Origin of the sequence: Novipirellula artificiosorum (genome assembly GCF_007860135.1) — a bacterium.
Taxonomy (GTDB): domain Bacteria; phylum Planctomycetota; class Planctomycetia; order Pirellulales; family Pirellulaceae; genus Novipirellula_A; species Novipirellula_A artificiosorum.
In genome coordinates this window covers 67988-87917 of sequence record NZ_SJPV01000017.1, presented here as the reverse complement: position 1 = coordinate 87917, position 19930 = coordinate 67988, and the positions used below count along the sequence as shown (strand labels likewise).

Below are 19930 nucleotides of genomic sequence, written 5' to 3'. Positions count from 1 at the left end.
CTTGCAGGATCGTTTCACCGAGTCGCTTTTCGAGTCGGATGGGGACGCAAATCTCGTCCGATTCAAGTTGCTCGACGAGGGGCTGGCTATGGCTTACCACGATCACTTGGCTCCGCTCGGCAGCAAGAGTGATGAGGCGTGAGTGCGCGTGCCCGTGGACGTTCGCCGCGCGGGGGCGTCCGCGTCCGTCCGAAACGTGTCATAAAAACGCCAGGACCGAAGGATGTTTCGCATCACGATCAACTCCGGTGCAGCGAACGGATCTGCGTATTCCGATAACATGCTGGCATAGGTGGTGATCGGCAAGTCAATATCTTGCCATTTACCCTTCTCGCTTCGACACCGTAGCGTCGATAGCCGACGATCGGCACAGAGTGACTTCGCATCCATTGCTGTACCACGCCACAAGCATTCGCGTTTGACTTCGGGGTCGCCATCGAACATGGATTGCGAAGGTTGTGGTAGCCCGAGTTCGAGAGAATAGCTGAACGGATCGCTGTACAAAACAGCCAAACGATGCCGCACATGCCGAGACCAAATCAAGGCTGCCAAGGGTTCCCAGCAAGAGCAAATGGCCGTGGCTGACGAAGCAAAAACACTTAGAACGAGTCAATCAGATCATGTCAGAATCAGAGATGCGCGACGGCTATCTCAGGATCAAAACAGGCGTGCATGTGTCGCCTTCGAAACACAAGGGTCCAGCGCGACGGGGAGATGAGCCGTCGGCTCATAAACAGGATGGAACTATAGGTTTCTGACTCTAGCCGCCGGTATTTCATGGGCATAACCGGAGGCTCGCGCCTTGCCGCTCACAAAGTGGCGCTGTCTATCTAGAGCGTGCATATATCGACATTGTCGAAGTTGCGACCGTAAAAGTGCATGTATTGCACCTTGCGCTCAATCGCTTCGATCACATGTGCCGAGAAATTGACCTTTTCGAATTGCTGGGCGCTCCCCAAGCCGCCTGGACTGAACACATTGATCTCCATCAACTTGTCACCCACGATGTCGAGTCCAACCAAAAACATGCCGTCCTGAACCAGTTTAGGGCGGACGATCTCTGCGATCTGAAGAACCGTATGGTCGATTTCCGCTGCCGCTTTCATGCCGCCCGCATGGATATTGCTTCGCATGTCACCGCCACTGCGTTCTCTTCGGAAAGCCGCATATCTCCCCTTCACTCGAAGCGGTCGACCGTTCATCACGAACAAACGCATGTCCCCCTGTTCGGCTGCAGGCAAATACTCTTGGGCGATCACGAAACCATCTCGACTGACGGCGTCGATCATTTGGTTCAAATTCGGGATATCTTCCTGACGAACTAAGAACACGCTGGCCCCTCCCGAACCATGAAGCGGCTTGATCACGATCTTGCCTTCTTGGTTGGCGAAATGCTTGATCTCTTCACGGTCGCGCGTGATCAAGGTTTTGGGGCGAACCTCCTCGGGAAACAGCTGAAAGTACATTTTGCTCGACGCGATCGCCAAGCCATTCGGATCGCTCAGCACGACAACGCCATTTCGCATGGCGATCCGAGCGAACTCGGCCGCCACGGTCGCTGCCCAGGGTCGCTTTAAATAGTCATCGGAGGGAAGATTCCGCAGCATCAATGCGTCCAACTCATCGACGGCAATCCGACGATGGACGGCGTTCTTTCCCTGTAAATCCGCCGTGTAGCTTTCCGGCGTCCCATACTTTGGCTTGGGTACCGACTTGGCCCGGGCGCGGATCATTCCGTCGGGATCGTAAGCCAAATCGCCGACCCCCATCACCCAGACTTCGTGACCTCGGTTGATGGCAGCATGCCCCAGACGGCTGGTCGTAAACTTCCCCTCTTCGGTTTTCACATCGTTGACGATGAATCCAATTCTCATAATTCCCTCCGAGTTTTACTGATCAAATCGAGGACGGTTGTATCGGGGTTGATCTTCGCAAGTCGATCGCGTGCCGCCGGTGTGTCCAGATACTTTGGTCGCAACGGAGGAGTGCGAAGCACGCCGCACAGCAAAAGCTCACGAATGATGGGAACGTGCTGGACCGCCATCTTACCAACCATCAACGGTTCCAGGTCACCGCCTGAGCCAAGGTAGTCAAGAATCTTCACAAGACCTTGCAGATACAGTGCATCCTTCGTCAGGCCGCCCCCACGAAAAACTCGCAACGTGATCGTGTACGCCGTGCGGGGCTCAAACCCAAACGCTTCCACCAACTGAGAGAACACCTCTAGGAACGATAACCCTTGAACCAGTTGGTCTGCTGCAATCACACGAGCCGCCAATGTCCGCATGCGCCCGGCACTTAACCCGCCTACCAAGTACTCCGCAAAAACGGCAAGCCCTTCCTGCAATGCATCATAGCCTGCCAGCCCAACTTGCAGCAATCGCAACGGTTGCGCCGAACCGTTGAAATAGGTCACCAAATGGGTTCCCACTTCGTGTTGCAACAGTGCCTCGGCACGACTCTTGGCGATCCGGGTTTGCCTTCCAATCAGCAGGTCGCCGCCAGCAACCAACAAACCAGAAAAAATGTCATCCCGAATCGTTACGTTTGCAGCGAAAAGTGGCGATTGATCGCGATAGTACTGAATCTCCTTGTCCGCAAACTCAGCAAACTGATTGGCGTCCATCATTTCAACTTCGCCAACCGGTTCAAGGTCGGCTAGATTACTCAGAATGTCCCGCGCGAGGTCTCTGAGCTTGGGGGCAACGCGGTCGAACACCTGAAGACTTCCCGGCAAAAAGCGATCGGTGTCAATATCGGCCAGCATCGTAATTTGCCGATCCAATTCAAGCTGCGTCTGCCGAAACACGTGAGCCAATGTCGGGTTATCCACACGTTCGGCATGAATGTTCATCAACCGACGTTTTAGCAACAGCGGGTCTTGATCGAGCGGGCGATACTCAAAGCTAGGCGGCTTGTGGTAACCACTTTCGACAAAGCTGTTCCATGATCGCTCGGCGTTGATGGGTGTCACCAACAGCAGAAACTTAAATTCGCGACTCAGTTCGGCCAATTTCCGATCAATCGTCAAGATCTGCATCGACAATCGACTCGTACCCAGGGCATGGTAGTGCTCCGGACGCATTTCGGTTCTCGTCAACGCGAACACAAAGAACGACTTCTTCAGTGCATGTGAGACTTGCCGACCGAACGACCGCGAGATGCGGTCATAGAGCTCGCCCGTCTCTGGGTCCCGGTACACGGGGCGTACTTCCAAGCCCATGACGTGACAGCCGATCTGTGTTTCAACCGCCTCAGACATCAACTCCTTCATTCCGTTTGGATGGTTCTCGGCAACCATCTTGATCTCCACCTTTGCGGCTCGGCGGTGGACCCGGACCCGCTGCAATGCAAACTCTAATGTCGCCACCGTTCCTTGCGGACGGTACGGTCTTCTCGCCAGGATTTGAAACATCGCTCGCGGCAAGCAAAGCTCGCCTGTCACCTCGTCCGTCTCCACGCGATCTTCGCCCGACCAGATTTCCATGATCAGAAACGAACCGAGTCGGTCGATTGCCGTTTTGGCGATTTCACGGATCAATTCGCGCAGTCCGCTGCGCTGCACTGCATTGCCAGGTGCGCAGAGGTAGGACGCTTCGGACATCACGAGCTTGGAAGTGCCCTCGTCACGTCGAGTCGGGTTTCGCCGGTAAACACAGAGGAAGGGCAACAACCGATCCATCTGGAGCATTCCGCCCCCTGGCAAGGGTTGTTGAATCCGTTTGTTCTCTCGCAAACGCGCGCAGACATCCTCAATGACCTGGGACGTGATCCTTCCATCCTCGCTGTTCATCTTTGCTGCTCACACGTTCGAAGTCCAACCTGATTGCCGGGAAAGATGCCTAAAGCGTGCACATGTCCACATTGTCAAAGTTACGACCATAGTATTGCATGTAGTGAACTTTTCGTTCGAGCGCACCAATGACATACTTATTGAAGTTGATTTTCGTAAACTTCTGCGCGCTCCCCAGTCCTCCGGGGCTGAACACATTGATTTCCATCAGTTTGTCGCCAACGACATCCAGGCCGACTAAAAACATGCCATCTTGGACCAGTTTGGGCCGTACAATTTCAGCAATCCGCAGCGCGATCTCACCGATCTCAGCAGCCGCCAATTTCCCACCCGCGTGAATGTTGCTTCGCATGTCACCACCAGAACGCACACGACGAAAAGCGGCGTATTTGCCTTTGACCTGAAACGGTCGCCCGTTCATGACAAACAATCGTGTGTCCCCCTTTTCTGCCGCGGGTAAGTATTCCTGACAGATCACAAACCCGTCGCGACTGACCGCGTCGATCATTTGATTCAAGTTCGGAATGTCACTTTTTTGAACCAAGAAGACACTTGCCCCACCCGATCCTTGAAGCGGCTTGAGGACACATTGACCTTCGTCTTTGGCAAACGCCTTGATGTCGTCGCGGTCACGAGTGATCAAGGTGCGAGGACGCACTTCTTCAGGAAAGAGCTGAAAATACATCTTCGTGTTGGCTTTTGCTAAGCCATTCGGGTCGTTGACGACAATCACGCCATGTCGCATCGCAAGCCGCCCAAACTCCGCTGCTGCGGTCGCTGCCCAAGGGCGTTTAAGATAGTCATCCGATGGCACGTTGCGCAACATCAAGATATCGAGCTCGTCGACCGTGATACGCGACTTGACCGACTTTGCCCCCTGCAAATCCTTCAAGTAGGTCTCATGCGATTTGTACTTGCCCGGGGGAACACTTCGAGCGCGAGCACGGATGGATTCATCAGGGTCATAAGCCAGATCTCCGACCCCGATCACAAAGACCTCGTGCCCTTGGTTGACCGCTTCCCAACCGAGTCGGGTCGTCGTGTACCCGGCTTCCTCTGACATCACTTCGTTTACGATAAATCCGATTTTCATGGAATTTCCTTTGTCTTTATGTGCGGTGAAAAGTCGAGTCCTGAATTTGCTTGAACACAAACCCACTGCAAACCATCTGCGGTATTGCCGGCTCGACGCATGAGGGAATGGAGAATGCCGTCGTTGGTGCTTCTCCTTCTCATGCGTCGTTTTGCCTCGTTGCGTTTTCGGCAACGAGGTCAAAAACGGAACCCGTTCCGCCACGAAGTCGTTCGAGTCGGTCAACGGAATCGGGATTCGTCATGTATCGCGGCGTGATGGGAACCGGTTTAAGAACATCGCGGTACTGAAGCTCTTTGATAATCGGAATATGTTTGACGGCCATCTTGCCAACCAACAAGGGGGCCAAATCACCACCTTTACTAACGTACTGCAAGATAGCAACTAACCCGCGCAGGTAGACAGCGTCTTTCGTCAATCCTCCGCCCCGAAAGACCCGCATGGCGATGTTGTAGGAGCTGCGCGGTGTAAACTTGCAGTCATTGTGCAACGTTTGAAACGTATCGACAAACGACGCGCCGTTACTCATCATTCGAACCGCAACGACTCGAGCAGCCAACTGACGCAAACGCGAAGTGCTCAAACCGCCAACCAAGTACTCTGACAAGACCGCTAAGCCCTCCTGCAGTTCTTCGTAGCCGGCAAGCCCCGAGTAGAGTTGTTGGAAGGGTTGATGACGACCATTGAAATAGGTCACCAAATGGGTACCGACTTCATGTGCTAACAATGCGTCGACGCGAGACCGTGAAAGCTTCAAATCGGAGTTGATCATCAGCTTCCCACGTGAAACGATCAGTCCACTGACGTCGTCACTGACTTGCACCTTTGCCTTAAAGACAGGACTGATCTCTCGGTAATGGTCGATCTCTGCCTGGACTTGCGTTGAAAACTCCGCCGCATCAAATAGCAGGTCACCGCTCGGAGGATTTGACGGCAATTTGCGGAGTAGCTCTTCGGCCAGAGTCAACACGCCATCTCGGACACTGCCGAATAGCGTCAAGCTTTCGTACAAAAAGCGAGGGGTATCCCGATCACGAAGCATCGTTAGCTTGAGCTCTAACTCTTCTTGTTTTTCTTGAAACAGCCGCTGTAGAGCAGGATCCTCAACACGCTCGATCGGAATTTTGAAGAGCTGGCTTTTCAGCACGGTCGGATCAATCGGAAGCGGTCGATAGTGAAACTCTGGTGGTTGCTTGAAACCGCCCTCTTCGAACTCTTTCCACGCTGAATTCGCATTGACGGGCGTGAGTTGCAGTAGATAGTCGAATTGGTTACTCACGTCGGCAAGCTGGCGGTCAACATCCCAAACCGCTCTAACGACCGCTTTGCGTCCCAACGTGTGATAGTGAGGGGGACTATGGGTTGTCCGTGCTCTGGCAAACTCGAAATAGGCCTGCCGCATGGCAAGACTCAAGCTGCGACGCAGCGATCGAATCACAAGCGGGAATTGATCGCCCGTGTTCGCCTTGCGAAAAACGGGCGGAACCGCAATTCCGAGGAACCAACAATTCAACTCGCTCGCGCGAGCAGGAGCGATCAACCGCGGCAGCATCGGCGGCCCTGCGTTTCCGCCCCGCACCAATTCAACTTCAACGCCGTGCTTCAAAACCTTGATCTTCCTTAACCGCTTCGCCAGCGCTTCCGCCGTCCGGGTCATCTTTGCCGTCTTCGGCGCGCGGATGGTGAACGTGGGCAAAACCGTCGGGACCGAGGGGTCGTTTGCTTGGCCCCCTTCGGGCGCACTCCAGACTTCGACGATCAGAAACGCACCAAATTCATGGGACAGGGTCTGGGCGATCTGGTCGACCAGCTTCGAAACCCCCTCGTGATACTCAGCAGCGCCAGGCGCGACGAGGTAGGAGGCTTCACTCTTAACCAACTGCTCCGTTCCGGCATCGTCGTGATCTGGTGGTTGACGATAAACGCACAAAAACGGAACTTGTCTGTCGATGTGCAGCCGCCCACCACATGGCAGCGATCGCCGCACGCGTTTGTCTCGCCCCAATCGCAAACCAACAGCTTGAACGAGCGAGCCGGGCCACTGTTTTCTGTCTGACTTTGCGATTGTGTTCTTCCTGCGATTAGTCTCGGATTGACGTCTTCAATGTGACACTGAATACAAAAAAGATCAACTGGCTCGATAAGTAGATTGGTCAAAAAGGAGGTCCATCGTATTCGAGTGCTACCGATCACTCTTCAAGGCATCCAATACGGCTGGTACGGTAGACCTCAGTGCGGCCCCGATCGCCTCGACGGCATCGAGGTCGGGCGTCCCAGACCATTCGTCCATGAAGAACTTCTTAAACTCGATTGCAATTGCGATCCCCGACTCCGGGAAATTCTCGTGAATCCAACGAGGCCAGTTGCCGCCCTGAAACTTCACGTTTTCTCGAACGTCCAGTTTGCCGCCTGGGAAATCAAACGCACGCAGGCTGTCGATGAAGGCATCGACCACTGGGGCGGCGAGTTGGCGATTCATCGTGCCGGTGCCAATGTTGACCTGCGGATTGCCTTCGGGATCGGCCAACGGACCGTCGGGACCCCCTCGACGATGATTGTAAGTATGCAGATCAAAGACGACGAACCTGCCATGCTGCTGCACCATTTGGGAAAGCAATTTTTGCATGGCATCATAAAAAGCGTCGTACTCAGCCAATGACTGATCAAAGATCGCTTCAGGTGGATTGCCCTTCCAAACGCTCAACCCCCATGCGTCCGCGGGCGTTCGATAAACCGCCTTGTCACGGGGCCGATTTAGGTCGACCTGGAAACGTGACCGCACCCCAATCACGCGAGTCGGAGCAACCTGCGCCCAACAACCCGTATGGGGGTCCTCTTCCCGCAAACGCCCTAGCTCATCCAACGCGATGTGCTCCATCGCGTCGGGGCGAATCGAGTGCCCGTCATGGATCGCGGTTGCGATCAACGGGCTGTCGTTAACTTGAGCACTCCAGATCTGGTCCAACATCGACAATCCCCAAATATTTTTCCTCGGACAAGAGCGAATCCATCGATTCCAATTCCAGCCTTGCCCGCGATGATTCTACCTCAGGCAACGTGTTGCCATTCACGTACCAGGACAAAAGCGTCCACTACCGAACGAGATTCTGTACGATTTCGCGTTTCGCGATCAATCGGGTGCCCCGCTTTCGCGGCACCTTGCATGCGTCCAGCCATCGCCCTCGTAATTCATCACAAAGCGTTTCGATTGCTTTGGTCCCACTTGCAATGCCGGAGATTTTCCCGCCTGCGCGGTGCGCGTGCCCGCCAGCACCACCGAGCCCGTCGAGCGTTCCCTGAATAAGATCCGCTGCGTTATCCGACGCATGCTGCGTTCGCGCCGAGACCAGCAGTTCACCATTGATGACCGCACCACATAGCACTCGGTGAATCGTATCGCCGCGGACCAAGAGGTCAGCGACTTCCCCCACAATTTCAGCTCCGTCGGCTCGTGGCAAGAAACAGACCGCGACGTCGTCGTAGAGGAATGTATTCTGCAAGGCCATTAGCAAATCGCCATAGTAGCTCGGCCTCAAAGGAGCGTTTTGGATCTCGGCTAGCAACTCCGCGTCACCGAATTCCATCAACCACGGCAGAATGGACCGGTCGAGAGACGAATAATGTGATTCGTAGGCGGTCGTTTCGGTACGAACCGCATAGAGGATGGCGGTTGCCAACTTGGGGCCTGGATCAATGTTCTGTTCACGCAGATAGCTAGCCGTGATTGTCGCGGACGCGGCTACATCAACACGAATGTCGACAAACCGAGGGCGAACCGGACTGTCAATCGTCATGTGGTGGTCGATAATCGCAACCGGATCGATTTTTCGCCGCGTCAAGATGTGATTGTTGGCCCCGACACCACAATCCACCAGGACTGTCGCCGTATGCTCATCGAACTCAATATCATCAACCAACTCGATGGGAGGTTCCAGCAGTTCAACCATGTATCGGTTTTCCGCTCGCACAATCGCACCGCCGCCAACGACCCGAGTTGGCTTGCGGAGCCTCTCATCAATCAACACCTTGACTGCCCACCCGGACGCGATGGCATCTGGATCTGGATTATCGTGCATCACCACCACGACTCGCTGGTAATCCCTCAACAACTCAAGCAGCTTTGTCGAAACGGAACTCGCCGGTGACGGAGTGGATCCCATCGGAATAGATTTTCAAGCAAAAAAGGATGAGCCGGATTCAATCAGAGCGCTCCTTCCATCCTATACTTGCGGCCGTGTTTCGTGTCATGATCGCTGGATTCCCACGTCCAGAAAAGCAGGTATTTGCAAGAAATTCTTCGGATTGGGCAAGCGAGCGAGCTTGTTACAAGGCAGCGGCGACTCCTTCGAACCGAGCTGGGCCGGGGCGGATGATGACGAACCAGGACTTCCGTAACAAGTTGAGCCATCACGTTCTGCCAGGAATCGGTTACCCATCACCAACGCTTTGCATCGAGCCCGAAGAGGAGATCCCAGAGCGATCGCTTTCAAACGTTGCTGCCCGCAGAGCTGCGGAGCCAAATGAGTCAAACTACCAAGACGATCGGCTTCTTGAATCATTTTTGTTTGGAACGCCTAGGCGAAAAAATGCTCACGATCGGACCCAATCGACCCGCTCGATCATCGATTTGTGGTTGCAAACCTTGCAATTGCGAAACCGAAACGCATCGTTAACCAGAGCATGAGCACAACCATCCACGAGAGAAGAATAATGCAGCAATTGAAGTACACCCTTGCGTCCCTCTTGCTGCTTTCCGCAACCGGCTGCGGCACCATTCGCGGCATGGAGCAATGGAAATGTGACAACTGGGGCATGTGTCACTTTGGTACGCAACCTTCTCAATGTTGCCCTTCTGTGCAGCCCTGTCCTTGTGACTCCGAAATGGTGCCAATGGAAGATGCGATCACAACGTCCAGAGGACCAATTTGGAGTCCGTAGGTTAGCCTCAGACGGATCGAGGATCATCCTGATCAGCCCCAAGTTTGGCTGATTCCACAGTAGGGCTCCCCATTCCGTGCGGTGCACTTATTAGGTGCTTGGACAATAAGCGTCTACGCCCCCACCCTCCCTGTGGAAAACGTTGCCAATATACGCACGAAGTGCAAGCAGCGTGTCGGTTGAGTGTATTCGCAATTTGGAGGGGTAGTGTCTGGTCATCGATGACAGTCGCGCTAAACTCTTTTCGTTCACTTGCTTCTGCACGGGAGGGTTCCCCTTGAGTCAACGAGAACCCAAAGCCAACTATTGGCAAGGCGCTCCGATGCCTCGACATCAACTCGTGCTGATCACCAAGGCACTCGAGGACATGGTCCCAGAGAACCATCCTGTCCGACTGGTCGATGAAATCCTCAACGCATTTCGCCAGATGATCAAGTTGGCCATCGACCTGAAGATCGCCGAAGCACTCTCCTCGCTGGAAAATCAAGATTCCTGGGAGCAAGACCTGCTCGGACAAGCTATTTCAGCCGATCGTTTACCTGCCGCGATCAGCGATTTGCAAGAGCGTCGCGAGCAACTCGCCGAGCACATGAAGACCGCTGAGGCGAGGGACGAAAACCGACGTCGCCTTGGCACCAAGGGTCCCGCTCAGATTCCCAAGACGGACCCGGACGCCGCATCCTGCCTAACAAAGAAGGCGGCTACGCAGCCAATTTCACACCAATGGCGACGCCTCTCAGATGACAAAGGTGATCGCCCGCTCTCCCCGCGTGAAACGCTCCTCGAAACAGAGCATTATTCGCAACACTCTCGCTGTTACGGGTCATCGTCGGTGCATTGAACAAAGATCGGGCTCGGCAGGTGAACTACCTATCGCCGAGCAGCCGATGGAGTCTACATCGCGTTTGCGTAGATTTCGATCGCGTCTACAAGCGACATGCCGCGAGGATTTCCCGGCGTGCAGGGATCGGCCAATGCCATTTCGGCCATGCGATTCAGTTGAGAATCGTCTACCCCCAGCTCCGCTAACCCCGAAGGAATGCCAACGTCTTTACTGAGCTGGACAATCGCATGGATCGCCGCGTCGTTTGCTTGATCGCGATCCATATCCTTTGTATCGACGCCCATGGCCTGGGCAACTTCACGAAGCTTGTCCCCACAGCTTGCGGCATTGAATCGAATGACATGTGGAAGAAGTACCGCGTTGCAAACACCGTGGGGAAGGTCGTAAACGCCTCCCAGCTGGTGGGCCAAGGAATGGACGACACCGAGACCACAATTGCTGAAGGACATACCGGCAATAAACGAGCCATAGGCCATCTTACTTCGGGCTTCGACGTTGTTCCCCTCCTTGACGGCGTCCCGCAAGCTTTCCGAGATCAGCCGAATCGCCTCGAGCGCCAAGGCGTCGGTGAGTCGATAGGCGCCTTTCGTGATGTAGGCTTCGATAGCGTGCGTGAGCGCATCCATGCCTGTCGCTGCAGTAAGCTCCGCCGGCTTTCCCAACATCAATTCCGGATCATTCACGGTGATGGTTGCTAAACAGTTCTTATCGACCATCACCATCTTCACGTGGCGATCTTCGTCCGTGATGACATAGTTGATCGTGACCTCCGAAGCGGTTCCAGCCGTTGTGTTGACCGCAACAATCGGAAGGCTCGTCTTTTCTGATTTCCCGACACCTTCGTAGTCGCGAACATCGCCGCCATTGGTCGCCAGAATCGCAATCGCTTTTGCACAATCCTGCGGAGAACCGCCGCCAAGAGAAACCAGTGCATCGCAGGAATTCTCTTGAAGTACGGACAGCCCCTCGGTAACGTTCGCGCAGGTTGGGTTGGGCTGGACCGCGTCAAACAGTGCGTGTTCGATTCCCACCGCATCCAGAATGTCGATGATCTTTTGTGCAAGCTGAAGTTTGACGAGAATCTTGTCGGTCACGATCAGGACGCGTTGGACCCCTAAACCCTTAATTTCCTTTCCCAGATCTTGCAGCACACCAGGGCCGATCATACTCATCGGTGGCATAAAATACGTACGTTTTTCCATCATGTCTGAGTTCCCTTAAACGGGTGGCGATTGAAATTGAATGGGCTCGTCACGGCAACTGAAAAGCACTGCGAAGTTCATCAATGACGCTGTCCGGCATGGGGGAAACGCTCCCGATCGATTTCGCATTGATGACGGCTTCCGCCGTCGACTCGAGAACCTCAAGCCGATCGAATGCGTCGAGGATGCTGTCGCCTGTCACAACCACACCATCGTTTTCCAGGATAGCAGCGGGGGAAGCAGGAGACACATACTCGGAAATCGCTCCGTCGTTCTGATATTGCACTCCGTAGGGTGCGCGGCGGACATCGCGAAGAAAGACATAACTCTCCGGAATCGTTCGTGAGTCAAAAAACGAATCCGTGACGCTGAACGCGGTTGCGTTGACGGGATGAGCGAACACGATCGACTGAATTTCTGGGTGCTTTCGGTAGATCGCTTGATGGGAGAACACGGCGAGACTCGCCTTTTTGCCTTTTTCACGAACGTCACCTCGAATGAGCACAAAGTCGTCGATGCGAAGTAGTTCACGGTCCTCTTGAGTCGGCGTGATTAAGAAGGTGTCTTCATCGACACGTGCTGAGAAACTTCCCTCGGTGCTAATGAAAAGTCGCTGTCGACATCCTCTGCGTAGGAATGTCGCCAATTGGCGCCGGAGTTCCATTTCACGACAACTAGCAGGCGGCGGTACTGCGGATTCGAGAGCAACACTTCGTGCTTGCGCCTCGTGCAGTGATTTCTCCGTGAGGTAGCGAACCTCTCCGAGACGCGTGCCTTTGACGATGGTTTTTGCAGCGAATTCAAAAGCTTCAAAACGCTGGAATGCCAGGGCGAGATTCTCTGCTCCTACCACAACGCCATGATTCTCGAGAATCACACTGTCACAACCCGCTTTGAAGGATTCGGCGATTCTGTCGCCAAGTAGCTGGCTGCCGGGTACGGCGTAGGGGGCAAAGCCCGTTTTGCCACATACTTTGAACGTTTGATGGAATAGATGCGTGTCCGGGACCGCCCGACAAATGCTGAAGGCAACCAGAGCGACGGGATGCGCGTGAACGACAGCCTCAATATCGGGGCGAACTTCATAGACTGCTTTGTGGAATGGAAACTCCGAAGATGGCGGATGTCTCCCCTCAACGGTACCGTCGGACCGAACGCAGACGATATCGTCTCGTGTAAGATTGCCCTTGTCGACGCGCGCCGGCGTGATCCATATATCTCCATTGGGTCGCCGGATCGAAAGATTGCCTCCCGATGTCGTCGTCATGCGATACCGATAGATTCGCTCCATCGTTTGCATAATCGCATCGCGTGGATGGATGAAATTTTGTTGTGTTTCCATTTTTTTTCTCGCTAGCTCGATGCTTCGTTGATCTTTGATTGGGGCCTCGTGCATCATCCCGTCTTGCTTTGGGGGTAGCGGAGCTCGCCAAGAGTTTCGGCCGTCCCCGGAATCCTCCAAAGTTCTGCCGACTTCCGCTACGGCCCAACCCCAAATCCTGGTGTGGATCAAGCGCTCGCAAACAAAAAGAAGTCGTTCGCCAGTCTAGCGAAACGCCACCGATTAGCAAAACCTACGCCAATGCGATCTCGAAAACCTTGACGATTGCGCCAAACATCAGCACAATAATGCCAAACGCGAAACCAGTCCCAATTGCGTGCTGCGGCGCATTGCCAGGGCTTACGGGCATCCAAGCCTTCGTTAAGGAAGCGTCTATTCATGCAGGTGCTAAAAAAACAGAACTGGTTCCATGAGGATGGTTTTCCCATTGTTGTGGAACGACGTGATCCGCAAAAACCGTTCGGACTTCACTCCCACGAGTTTTCCGAAATCGTCATCATCACCGGCGGCAAAGGGGAACATATTACGGGGGAGGACTCCTATGAAATTGGGACAGGCGATACGTTTGTCATTGGTCCCATGCGTCCACATGACTATTTGAATATGGACCAACTGCGTCTGATCAACGTGCTATTTGACGCAACCGAGTTACCGATGACGTTCAGTGATCTGCAATTGCTTCCTGGGTACCATGCGTTGTTTACGCTCGAGCCAGATTGGCGGAAACGCCATGGCTTCAATAGTCGATTACAACTGTCGCCGCCCAAGTTGGTTCAAGCGATTGGCCTGATTGACCAACTTGACCAAGAGCTAACCGACCGCAGGCCGGGGTTTGGCGTCATCGCCACAACAACGCTCTTGCAATTGGTGACCTTTCTTGCTCGCTGTTACAGCCAATCACGCAATCCCCAGAGCAAATCCTTGCTGAGAATTGCGGAAGCGATTTCCCTAATCGAACGTCACTACGCCGATCCACTCACGCTCGACGAACTGGTTGAAATCTCTGGAATGTCTCGGCGAAACTTCCTGCGAGCGTTCGAGTCGACCATGGGCTGTCCACCAATCGCCTACCTGATCCGGTTAAGAGTTCGCCAAGCCTGTAAATTGCTCGCACAAAGCGAAAAGAGCATCACTGAAATTGCGATGTTGGTTGGATTCAGCGACAGCAATTACTTCAGCCGTCAATTCAAAACGCTGACCGGATCATCACCAAGAGATTATCGAAACAACCACCTGAGATGATGATCGGTTGGTGATTCGCCCCTTATGGGTGCCTTGACCCACAAATCAGTCATCCCATTTCATTTGTCAGGAGTCATGACTGTGAAAGATGAGACCAAGACAACGGCCCAGCTGATTGAAGCGTTGCGTCGTCTTCGGGCGAAGAGTCATGATCCGCCCTCATCGCGTAACGATGCTTGGCAGAGCTTTATGACTGCTTCCAGGGACGGTTTGTTCTTTTTTGATAGCGACCTCCGAAATCTTTATGCGAACCCGGCGGGCCTCGACATGACCGGACTAACGGCGACGAACATCATTGGGAAGCCTCTAATGGATGTCGTGCCAAGTCTGGAGCAGAGCGGCAGAGACGCTGCGTATCGCTCGGTTATTGAGTCAGGGCTCCCATTTCAGATTGATCAACTTGTTCCTCATCCCAAGCTTGGCCCGATCCATGTCTCGTTGACCGCATTCAAGATTCAGGACGGTCTCGGTATTATCGTCACCGACATCACGGAGCGCAAGCAGGCGGAGTCTGCCCTAGAATTTGCCAGTATCGCCTACGAAAACGGACTCGCCGCCAATAGCACAGCGGATGTCAACGGCATCATCAACACGGTCAATGGTTCCTTCGTCTCCACATGGGGGTACGCCTCCAAAGACGAAGTCATCGGCAAGCCCATACCCGATTTTCTTGACGACCCCGAGAAATCGCAGGCGATTCTGGCAGCGCTCCATCGTGTCGGAACTTGGCAGGGGGAATTTCTGGCGAGAAGAAAGGACGGCTCCACTTTCGTCGCGGAGAGCCGGGCTACGCTTCTGATCAACAAAGATGGCACGTCAAAGGGCTTCGAATCTTCAGTGCTAGACATCACCCAGCGCAGGAGGGCAGAGGAAGCTGTCCACCAAGCTCGTGCTGAGCTGGAGCAGAAAGTCAAGTCGCGGACAGAAAAGCTGAGGGCGTTGACCGCCAAGCTGATCCGGGCGGAGGAGGAAGAGCGTAAGAGAATCGCCCACATTCTGCACGAAGACCTCCAACAGGTCCTTGTGGGGACAAGGTTCACGCTCTCCGCGCTGAACATGGAAAATATCCCGACCGAGAAGCGGCAGCAATTGCTAGACAAAATTGATGACCAATTGCGTAGGGCGCACCAGATCACGCGTTCCATCTCCCTGGATCTCCATCCTCCAGTCCTTCACGTCGAGGGGGTCGGTGCAACGCTCGAGTGGCTCAAAGGTGATATGAAAGAAAAGTTTGGTATGACGCTGACCGTCGATGCGGACGAAGAGGCCGAACCTACAACGGACGGCTTGCGCACCTTCATCTTGCAAGCCGTTCGTGAGTTGCTTCTCAATGTCGTCAAACATGCGGGCGTGAAACGTGCCCAAGTGCGACTGAAACCGCACAGCGACGATTGGATGCTTGTCGAGGTCAATGACAAGGGCGCGGGATTCAACCCGAATCAGACAAGGCACTGCAACAGCTTCGGGCTCTTCAACATAAGCGAACGTGCGGAACACCTCGGTGGTCAGATGGAGATTCAGAGTGCAACCGGAAAGGGTACACGAATCACGCTAATCATGCCGCGAAGTTGATGCCAGACATTCGCCGGATTCAGGCTGGGGGCGAAGCCCTTCGTTGTCGGAACCCTTTAGGCGTTTTTCGTAAATGCAGAGGTAAACGCTTCAAGATTGTCGCTCGTCTTGCTATCGACCCCGACCCATGATCTTCCACTTCGTGATCAGTCCTTCGACAGGCTTCTGAGCCCAGCGAAAGCTGCACCTCTGGCAATCCTTGGCGTTGAACACCCAGCACAAGGCCTGCTCCTAGTGGACCGTCAAGGTTATAACTGCGAGTTGGGACGTAGTGGACCTCGCCAGAAGCCCCTAAGAACATTTGAGTTACGGATTTCTGGCGTAATCCACTACCCTAAAATTTGGCTCTCCCACGGAATGGGTGGGGAGCTGTTTGCTATCTTCATGCCGATCCCCCGTTTTTTTGGCTCATCCGGCGGAAGCGTGCGCAGGAGGTTTTCGAGGCATCTCTCCGGTGTCCCATCATTGCTGGCAGGAGCTATTTTCACTTGTTATCGTGCAGTTGCCGGGAGAAACGGAGTGGAGCTCTGCAGAGGTGCAACTTGACAAGGGATATCCCGGTCGACGGTGCGCTAAGGGTGCTACCGGTTCCCTGCGGACGACCGTCCGTCGGGGACTCTTTTCTAAGAGATCATTGGACACCGGAGCCATACCTCCAAAAAACCTCGAGTCTGGGTTCCGCGCGCTTCCGTCGGATGAGCCGAAACTCTTCCCTTCCTGGCCCAGTTATCTTTCGGTAGGTTGCTCCGCAGCAGAGCCTGCCTCGTGTTTGACTGGGCAATCCTCAATAGGAAGGAGAACAGACATCCAATTGTTTGCAGTGACATGTGGCAGGCGTACTTGAAAGTGATTGCCAAGAAGGGCCCTCACGCGATTCGTATCCTGGACCGTTTTCACGTCATGCATCGGCAGGTAAGTTTCTTGATGCTTGGTGTACTCGCGCGATGAGAAGCAAAATCGATCCGATGAAGGATTTAGCAACGACGCTCCGCAAGAAACGCGAATTGCTGCTGAACTGGTTTCGAGCCGGAGGGACGTTGTCATCCGGCGTTGGAGAAGGTTTTAACAACAAGCGAAAACGGGTTACCAGATATTCCTAAGGTTTTCGCACCCAAGAAGCTCACGAAACAGCGCTCGATCACAACCTTGGTGCGCTGCCAGAGCCAAAATTCACCCACAGATTCTTCTAAGGAAGCAAAATTTAATGCTGACGGATCACTCGAGACTCAAGTTCGTCTTAAACGAATTCTCGAATGATGTCTGGGCGTGGAGCGGGGATCACCACTTTGTCGACCAACAATCCTTTGCGTTCGATCACCGCACTGCCAATCTCGACCGCTTCCGTGACCGACGCAACGTCGCCGGTTAACGAGACCCAGCCCTTACCGCCGATGGCCATCGCCAAGTGAATCGTGATCAACTGGACCTGAGTCGCTTTGACCGCTGCGTCCGCGGCCTCGATAACCGAGGCGACGCTGAACGCTTCGATGACGCCCAGCGCCTTGAGCTCCGGCATATGACTCACACCACTGATCGCAGGAAAAACCGACGGGTGGACGTTTGGAATGACTAACTGATCGACGACGGTATGGGCACCGGCCGCGACGCCGGCCTCGATCGCCGAAGTCACGGCATCGACGTTGCCACCAATCAGTACCATGTACTTGCCGGGACAAATGGTTCGATTGACAATGATCTTGACATTGGCTGTCTTGAGCACGGTATCGGCGATCAAAAAACCTCGCGCGATGCTAGACGTCTCGACGATACCAATTGCTTTGCCGTTTTCCATCGATCTTCCGTTCGTTCGTTAAGCTGTGATTTCAATGTTGCTTGCGCTGATTTTCGTCACGCGCCCGTCAATACTGGCGTGGACGGGACACCCTAATTGCTGCTCGTCAACCGTTGCAATCGTCTCTCCGCAACGAACGGTATCACCGACCGCAACGATGGGCGTTGCCGGAGCGCCGACATGTGAGTTCAAAGGAATGGTCACTTGCGGTGGTTGCCAATTGTCAAAGCTGACAAACGGTGCCTTGACGTCGTACGGAGTCAGTCCCAATCGAGTGATCAGCCGTGGAATTGGGATTTCGCGACCTTTGCGACTTGGATGAGGATCTCGAAACAGCGTCTCCAGTTCCAGCTCCGTTCGACCCTGTTGGTTCTTCCGCAAAGTTTGCTTGGCGTCGGCACAGATATTTTTGGGATCGAGTGATTCCGGGCAAGCAATCATCGTGCAGACGTTGCACTCGCAACAGTACTGAGCCCACAAACTGGTTCGATCCTTGGCCTCACCCGTCATCAGCAAAGTACGCATCACGCGATGGGGCTCAATCGGGTAGCCCATGATGTATCGAGGACACAGTTCCGTGCACATCGAACACTGATCGCATTGGCCGTGGCCGACCCGCGTATAGGTTTCTTGCGACTCCGTCTTTCGCTTAGCGAGGTAGTGATCCTTTGGCAACGCAATGATGCCACCCATGTTCTTTCCGACCGGTGTGGATAAATCGGTCGTGACGCCGCCCATCATGATCCCACCCGTCAAAATCAGCGGATCGTCGACCGTCAATCCACCGGCCAATTCCAAACATTCCGCGATGGTTACGCCAACGGGGACCACGGTCGTCAACGGATTGGCCACCGCACCGCATACGGTGACGAATTTGTCGACTACCGGCTGGCCTTCGAGGGCCAATGCTACATTGATAATCGTCTCGACGTTATCCACCACACAACCCACATTCAGCGGAATGCCGCCGGGCGGAATCAATCGACCCGAGATCTCGTAAACCAGAATGTATTCGTCGCCCGCGGGATAAACGTTTGGATAGACCAGGCTTTCGAAACGGTTTGTGCCGAGATCGCCTTGGAAGCGATCAATCACATCTTCGTTCTTCTTCTTGACGGCAACCGTAACGGTCGATGCGTCGGTGAGATCACGGAGGATTCGCAGGCCTTGAAAAAAGGCATCCTGCCGCTGCAGCATCGATTCACGATCTTTTTGAAGCAACGGTTCACATTCTGCACCGTTGGCGATCACGTGTTCAACGGTCGCGTCGAGCTTCTTGTAGGTAGGGAACCCGGCGCCGCCAGCCCCAATCACTCCAGCATTTCGAATTTGCCGAAGCAGTTCCAGTTTCTCAGCTGTCGCTATGCCCATGATGTCGCTACACCCATGATTTCGTCCAATTCCCGCCGTATACGAAGGTACCACTGACGACCTGCGCCAGGGATTGCGTCTCGCAATTTTTGACTATCTTAATCAAATGTTCTCATTTTGCAGCGCCACTTTGTTGGGCAGCGACGTACTGCGCCCGCTAATCAACAACCGCAATCCACGTGGATTGGTTTTGCGAAAGGATCCCGTTCTGCAGATCAGGCCGACCCTAGCGATATTGCCCTCCCCGTGTGAAACTTTCTATTAACGGTTTTGTAAGAATCCACGCAAAAAAAGTATACGATTGGATAGTGCCGTCGTGAACGGCCGATTTCGAGGGCCAACAAGGAAATCTTGGCCAAAGGCGCATGTTCGACTAAGGCCAAGCAAGTAGGGACATACTCTTAGATCGACTTTTTCCGTATGGCCCTCCCTCGGAAGAGGTCGTGCAGTTTTTAAGTTGTTGATTGAAAAAGACTTACAAGATTTACCTCTCCCTCTGGGCATTGGTATCTACACAAGTTTCCTTAGTTTGTAGACTGCCCTGGATGGAATCAATCTTCCGCGGCTGGAGCCGCGTCTGCAACGTCGTTATCTGCAATTGGTGCAGGAACACATGAAATCGGCCCTGGCGAACCTTCATCGACTGGCATATGCAATACGAAATCGATCAAGCTCACCCAAATCGAAACCTGATTCAGCACTACACTCCACCAAAGCTCGCATGTTGACCGGCGCAACGCC

The 19930-nt window shown here is 54.0% G+C and carries 16 protein-coding genes; 5 read left to right on the top strand and 11 right to left on the bottom strand.

The genetic code is table 11. From position 1 onward, the window contains the following. Positions 1-102: 102 nt before the first annotated feature. From Poly41_RS29430 to Poly41_RS29400, 7 genes are all read right to left on the bottom strand, one after another. Positions 103-552, bottom strand: coding sequence for an AAA family ATPase (locus tag Poly41_RS29430; RefSeq protein WP_197231797.1), 450 nt, complete (start codon positions 550-552; stop codon positions 103-105). 278 nt (positions 553-830) lie between these two features. After that, positions 831-1874: a glutathione synthetase gene (locus Poly41_RS29425; protein WP_146530955.1), complete on the bottom strand. Its 1044-nt coding sequence runs from the start codon at positions 1872-1874 to the stop codon at positions 831-833. Beyond that, complete coding sequence (locus Poly41_RS29420; RefSeq protein WP_146530954.1) at positions 1871-3793, bottom strand: flavohemoglobin expression-modulating QEGLA motif protein; 1923 nt, start codon at positions 3791-3793, stop codon at positions 1871-1873. Before Poly41_RS29420 ends, Poly41_RS29425 begins: the two co-directional genes overlap by 4 nt. Positions 3794-3842: 49 nt before the next feature. Further along, positions 3843-4886, bottom strand: coding sequence for a glutathione synthetase (locus tag Poly41_RS29415; RefSeq protein WP_146530953.1), 1044 nt, complete (start codon positions 4884-4886; stop codon positions 3843-3845). Positions 4887-5025: 139 nt separating this feature from the next. After that, positions 5026-6765: a flavohemoglobin expression-modulating QEGLA motif protein gene (locus tag Poly41_RS29410; RefSeq protein WP_146530952.1), complete on the bottom strand. Its 1740-nt coding sequence runs from the start codon at positions 6763-6765 to the stop codon at positions 5026-5028. Between the two features lie 303 nt (positions 6766-7068). Then, positions 7069-7854 (bottom strand): N-formylglutamate amidohydrolase, encoded by a 786-nt coding sequence (locus tag Poly41_RS29405; protein WP_146530951.1) that lies wholly within the window; start codon positions 7852-7854, stop codon positions 7069-7071. Between the two features lie 124 nt (positions 7855-7978). Further along, a complete protein-coding gene (locus Poly41_RS29400; protein WP_146530950.1) occupies positions 7979-9046 on the bottom strand; it encodes a DHH family phosphoesterase in 1068 nt (355 codons plus the stop codon). Positions 9047-10101: 1055 nt separating this feature from the next. Here Poly41_RS29400 and Poly41_RS29395 point away from each other — a divergent pair. Next, complete coding sequence (locus tag Poly41_RS29395) at positions 10102-10665, top strand: hypothetical protein (RefSeq protein ID WP_146530949.1); 564 nt, start codon at positions 10102-10104, stop codon at positions 10663-10665. Positions 10666-10718: 53 nt separating this feature from the next. On the opposite strand, the gene Poly41_RS29390 is transcribed toward Poly41_RS29395, so the two are convergent. Together Poly41_RS29390 and Poly41_RS29385 are read right to left on the bottom strand one after the other, a co-directional pair. Next, positions 10719-11873: an iron-containing alcohol dehydrogenase gene (locus tag Poly41_RS29390; RefSeq protein WP_197231796.1), complete on the bottom strand. Its 1155-nt coding sequence runs from the start codon at positions 11871-11873 to the stop codon at positions 10719-10721. Positions 11874-11919: 46 nt separating this feature from the next. Next, positions 11920-13212 (bottom strand): class II aldolase/adducin family protein, encoded by a 1293-nt coding sequence (locus Poly41_RS29385; RefSeq protein WP_146530948.1) that lies wholly within the window; start codon positions 13210-13212, stop codon positions 11920-11922. A gap of 378 nt (positions 13213-13590) precedes the next feature. Between Poly41_RS29385 and Poly41_RS29380 the strand changes: the two genes are divergently transcribed. From Poly41_RS29380 to Poly41_RS35205, 4 genes are all read left to right on the top strand, one after another. Further along, positions 13591-14454, top strand: coding sequence for a helix-turn-helix domain-containing protein (locus tag Poly41_RS29380; RefSeq protein WP_146530947.1), 864 nt, complete (start codon positions 13591-13593; stop codon positions 14452-14454). Between the two features lie 81 nt (positions 14455-14535). Next, on the top strand, positions 14536-16026 hold the full coding sequence (locus Poly41_RS29375) for a PAS domain-containing sensor histidine kinase (RefSeq protein ID WP_231616047.1): 1491 nt from the start codon (positions 14536-14538) through the stop codon (positions 16024-16026). Between the two features lie 765 nt (positions 16027-16791). Then, on the top strand, positions 16792-16974 hold the full coding sequence (locus tag Poly41_RS35835) for a transposase (RefSeq protein WP_390621501.1): 183 nt from the start codon (positions 16792-16794) through the stop codon (positions 16972-16974). Then, entirely contained in the window at positions 16971-17126 is a 156-nt protein-coding gene (locus Poly41_RS35205; RefSeq protein WP_231616046.1) for a transposase, read from the top strand. Before Poly41_RS35835 ends, Poly41_RS35205 begins: the two co-directional genes overlap by 4 nt. A 137-nt stretch (positions 17127-17263) precedes the next feature. On the opposite strand, the gene Poly41_RS29365 is transcribed toward Poly41_RS35205, so the two are convergent. Beyond that, complete coding sequence (locus Poly41_RS29365; RefSeq protein ID WP_146530944.1) at positions 17264-17818, bottom strand: BMC domain-containing protein; 555 nt, start codon at positions 17816-17818, stop codon at positions 17264-17266. An 18-nt stretch (positions 17819-17836) separates the two neighbouring features. Further along, complete coding sequence (locus Poly41_RS29360) at positions 17837-19189, bottom strand: 4Fe-4S dicluster domain-containing protein (RefSeq protein ID WP_146530943.1); 1353 nt, start codon at positions 19187-19189, stop codon at positions 17837-17839. Positions 19190-19930: the final 741 nt, after the last annotated feature.

Bases quoted from the DNA above. Each gene is read 5' to 3' on its own strand.
- Poly41_RS29425 (WP_146530955.1), bottom strand. From the start codon at position 1,874: ATGAGAATTGGATTCATCGTCAACGATGTGAAAACCGAAGAGGGGAAG.
- Poly41_RS29420 (WP_146530954.1), bottom strand. From the start codon at position 3,793: ATGAACAGCGAGGATGGAAGGATCACGTCCCAGGTCATTGAGGATGTC.
- Poly41_RS29415 (WP_146530953.1), bottom strand. From the start codon at position 4,886: ATGAAAATCGGATTTATCGTAAACGAAGTGATGTCAGAGGAAGCCGGG.
- Poly41_RS29405 (WP_146530951.1), bottom strand. From the start codon at position 7,854: ATGTTGGACCAGATCTGGAGTGCTCAAGTTAACGACAGCCCGTTGATC.
- Poly41_RS29400 (WP_146530950.1), bottom strand. From the start codon at position 9,046: ATGGGATCCACTCCGTCACCGGCGAGTTCCGTTTCGACAAAGCTGCTT.
- Poly41_RS29390 (WP_197231796.1), bottom strand. From the start codon at position 11,873: ATGATGGAAAAACGTACGTATTTTATGCCACCGATGAGTATGATCGGC.
- Poly41_RS29385 (WP_146530948.1), bottom strand. From the start codon at position 13,212: ATGGAAACACAACAAAATTTCATCCATCCACGCGATGCGATTATGCAA.
- Poly41_RS29380 (WP_146530947.1), top strand. From the start codon at position 13,591: ATGCAGGTGCTAAAAAAACAGAACTGGTTCCATGAGGATGGTTTTCCC.
- Poly41_RS35205 (WP_231616046.1), top strand. From the start codon at position 16,971: ATGAGAAGCAAAATCGATCCGATGAAGGATTTAGCAACGACGCTCCGC.
- Poly41_RS29365 (WP_146530944.1), bottom strand. From the start codon at position 17,818: ATGGAAAACGGCAAAGCAATTGGTATCGTCGAGACGTCTAGCATCGCG.
- Poly41_RS29360 (WP_146530943.1), bottom strand. From the start codon at position 19,189: ATGGGCATAGCGACAGCTGAGAAACTGGAACTGCTTCGGCAAATTCGA.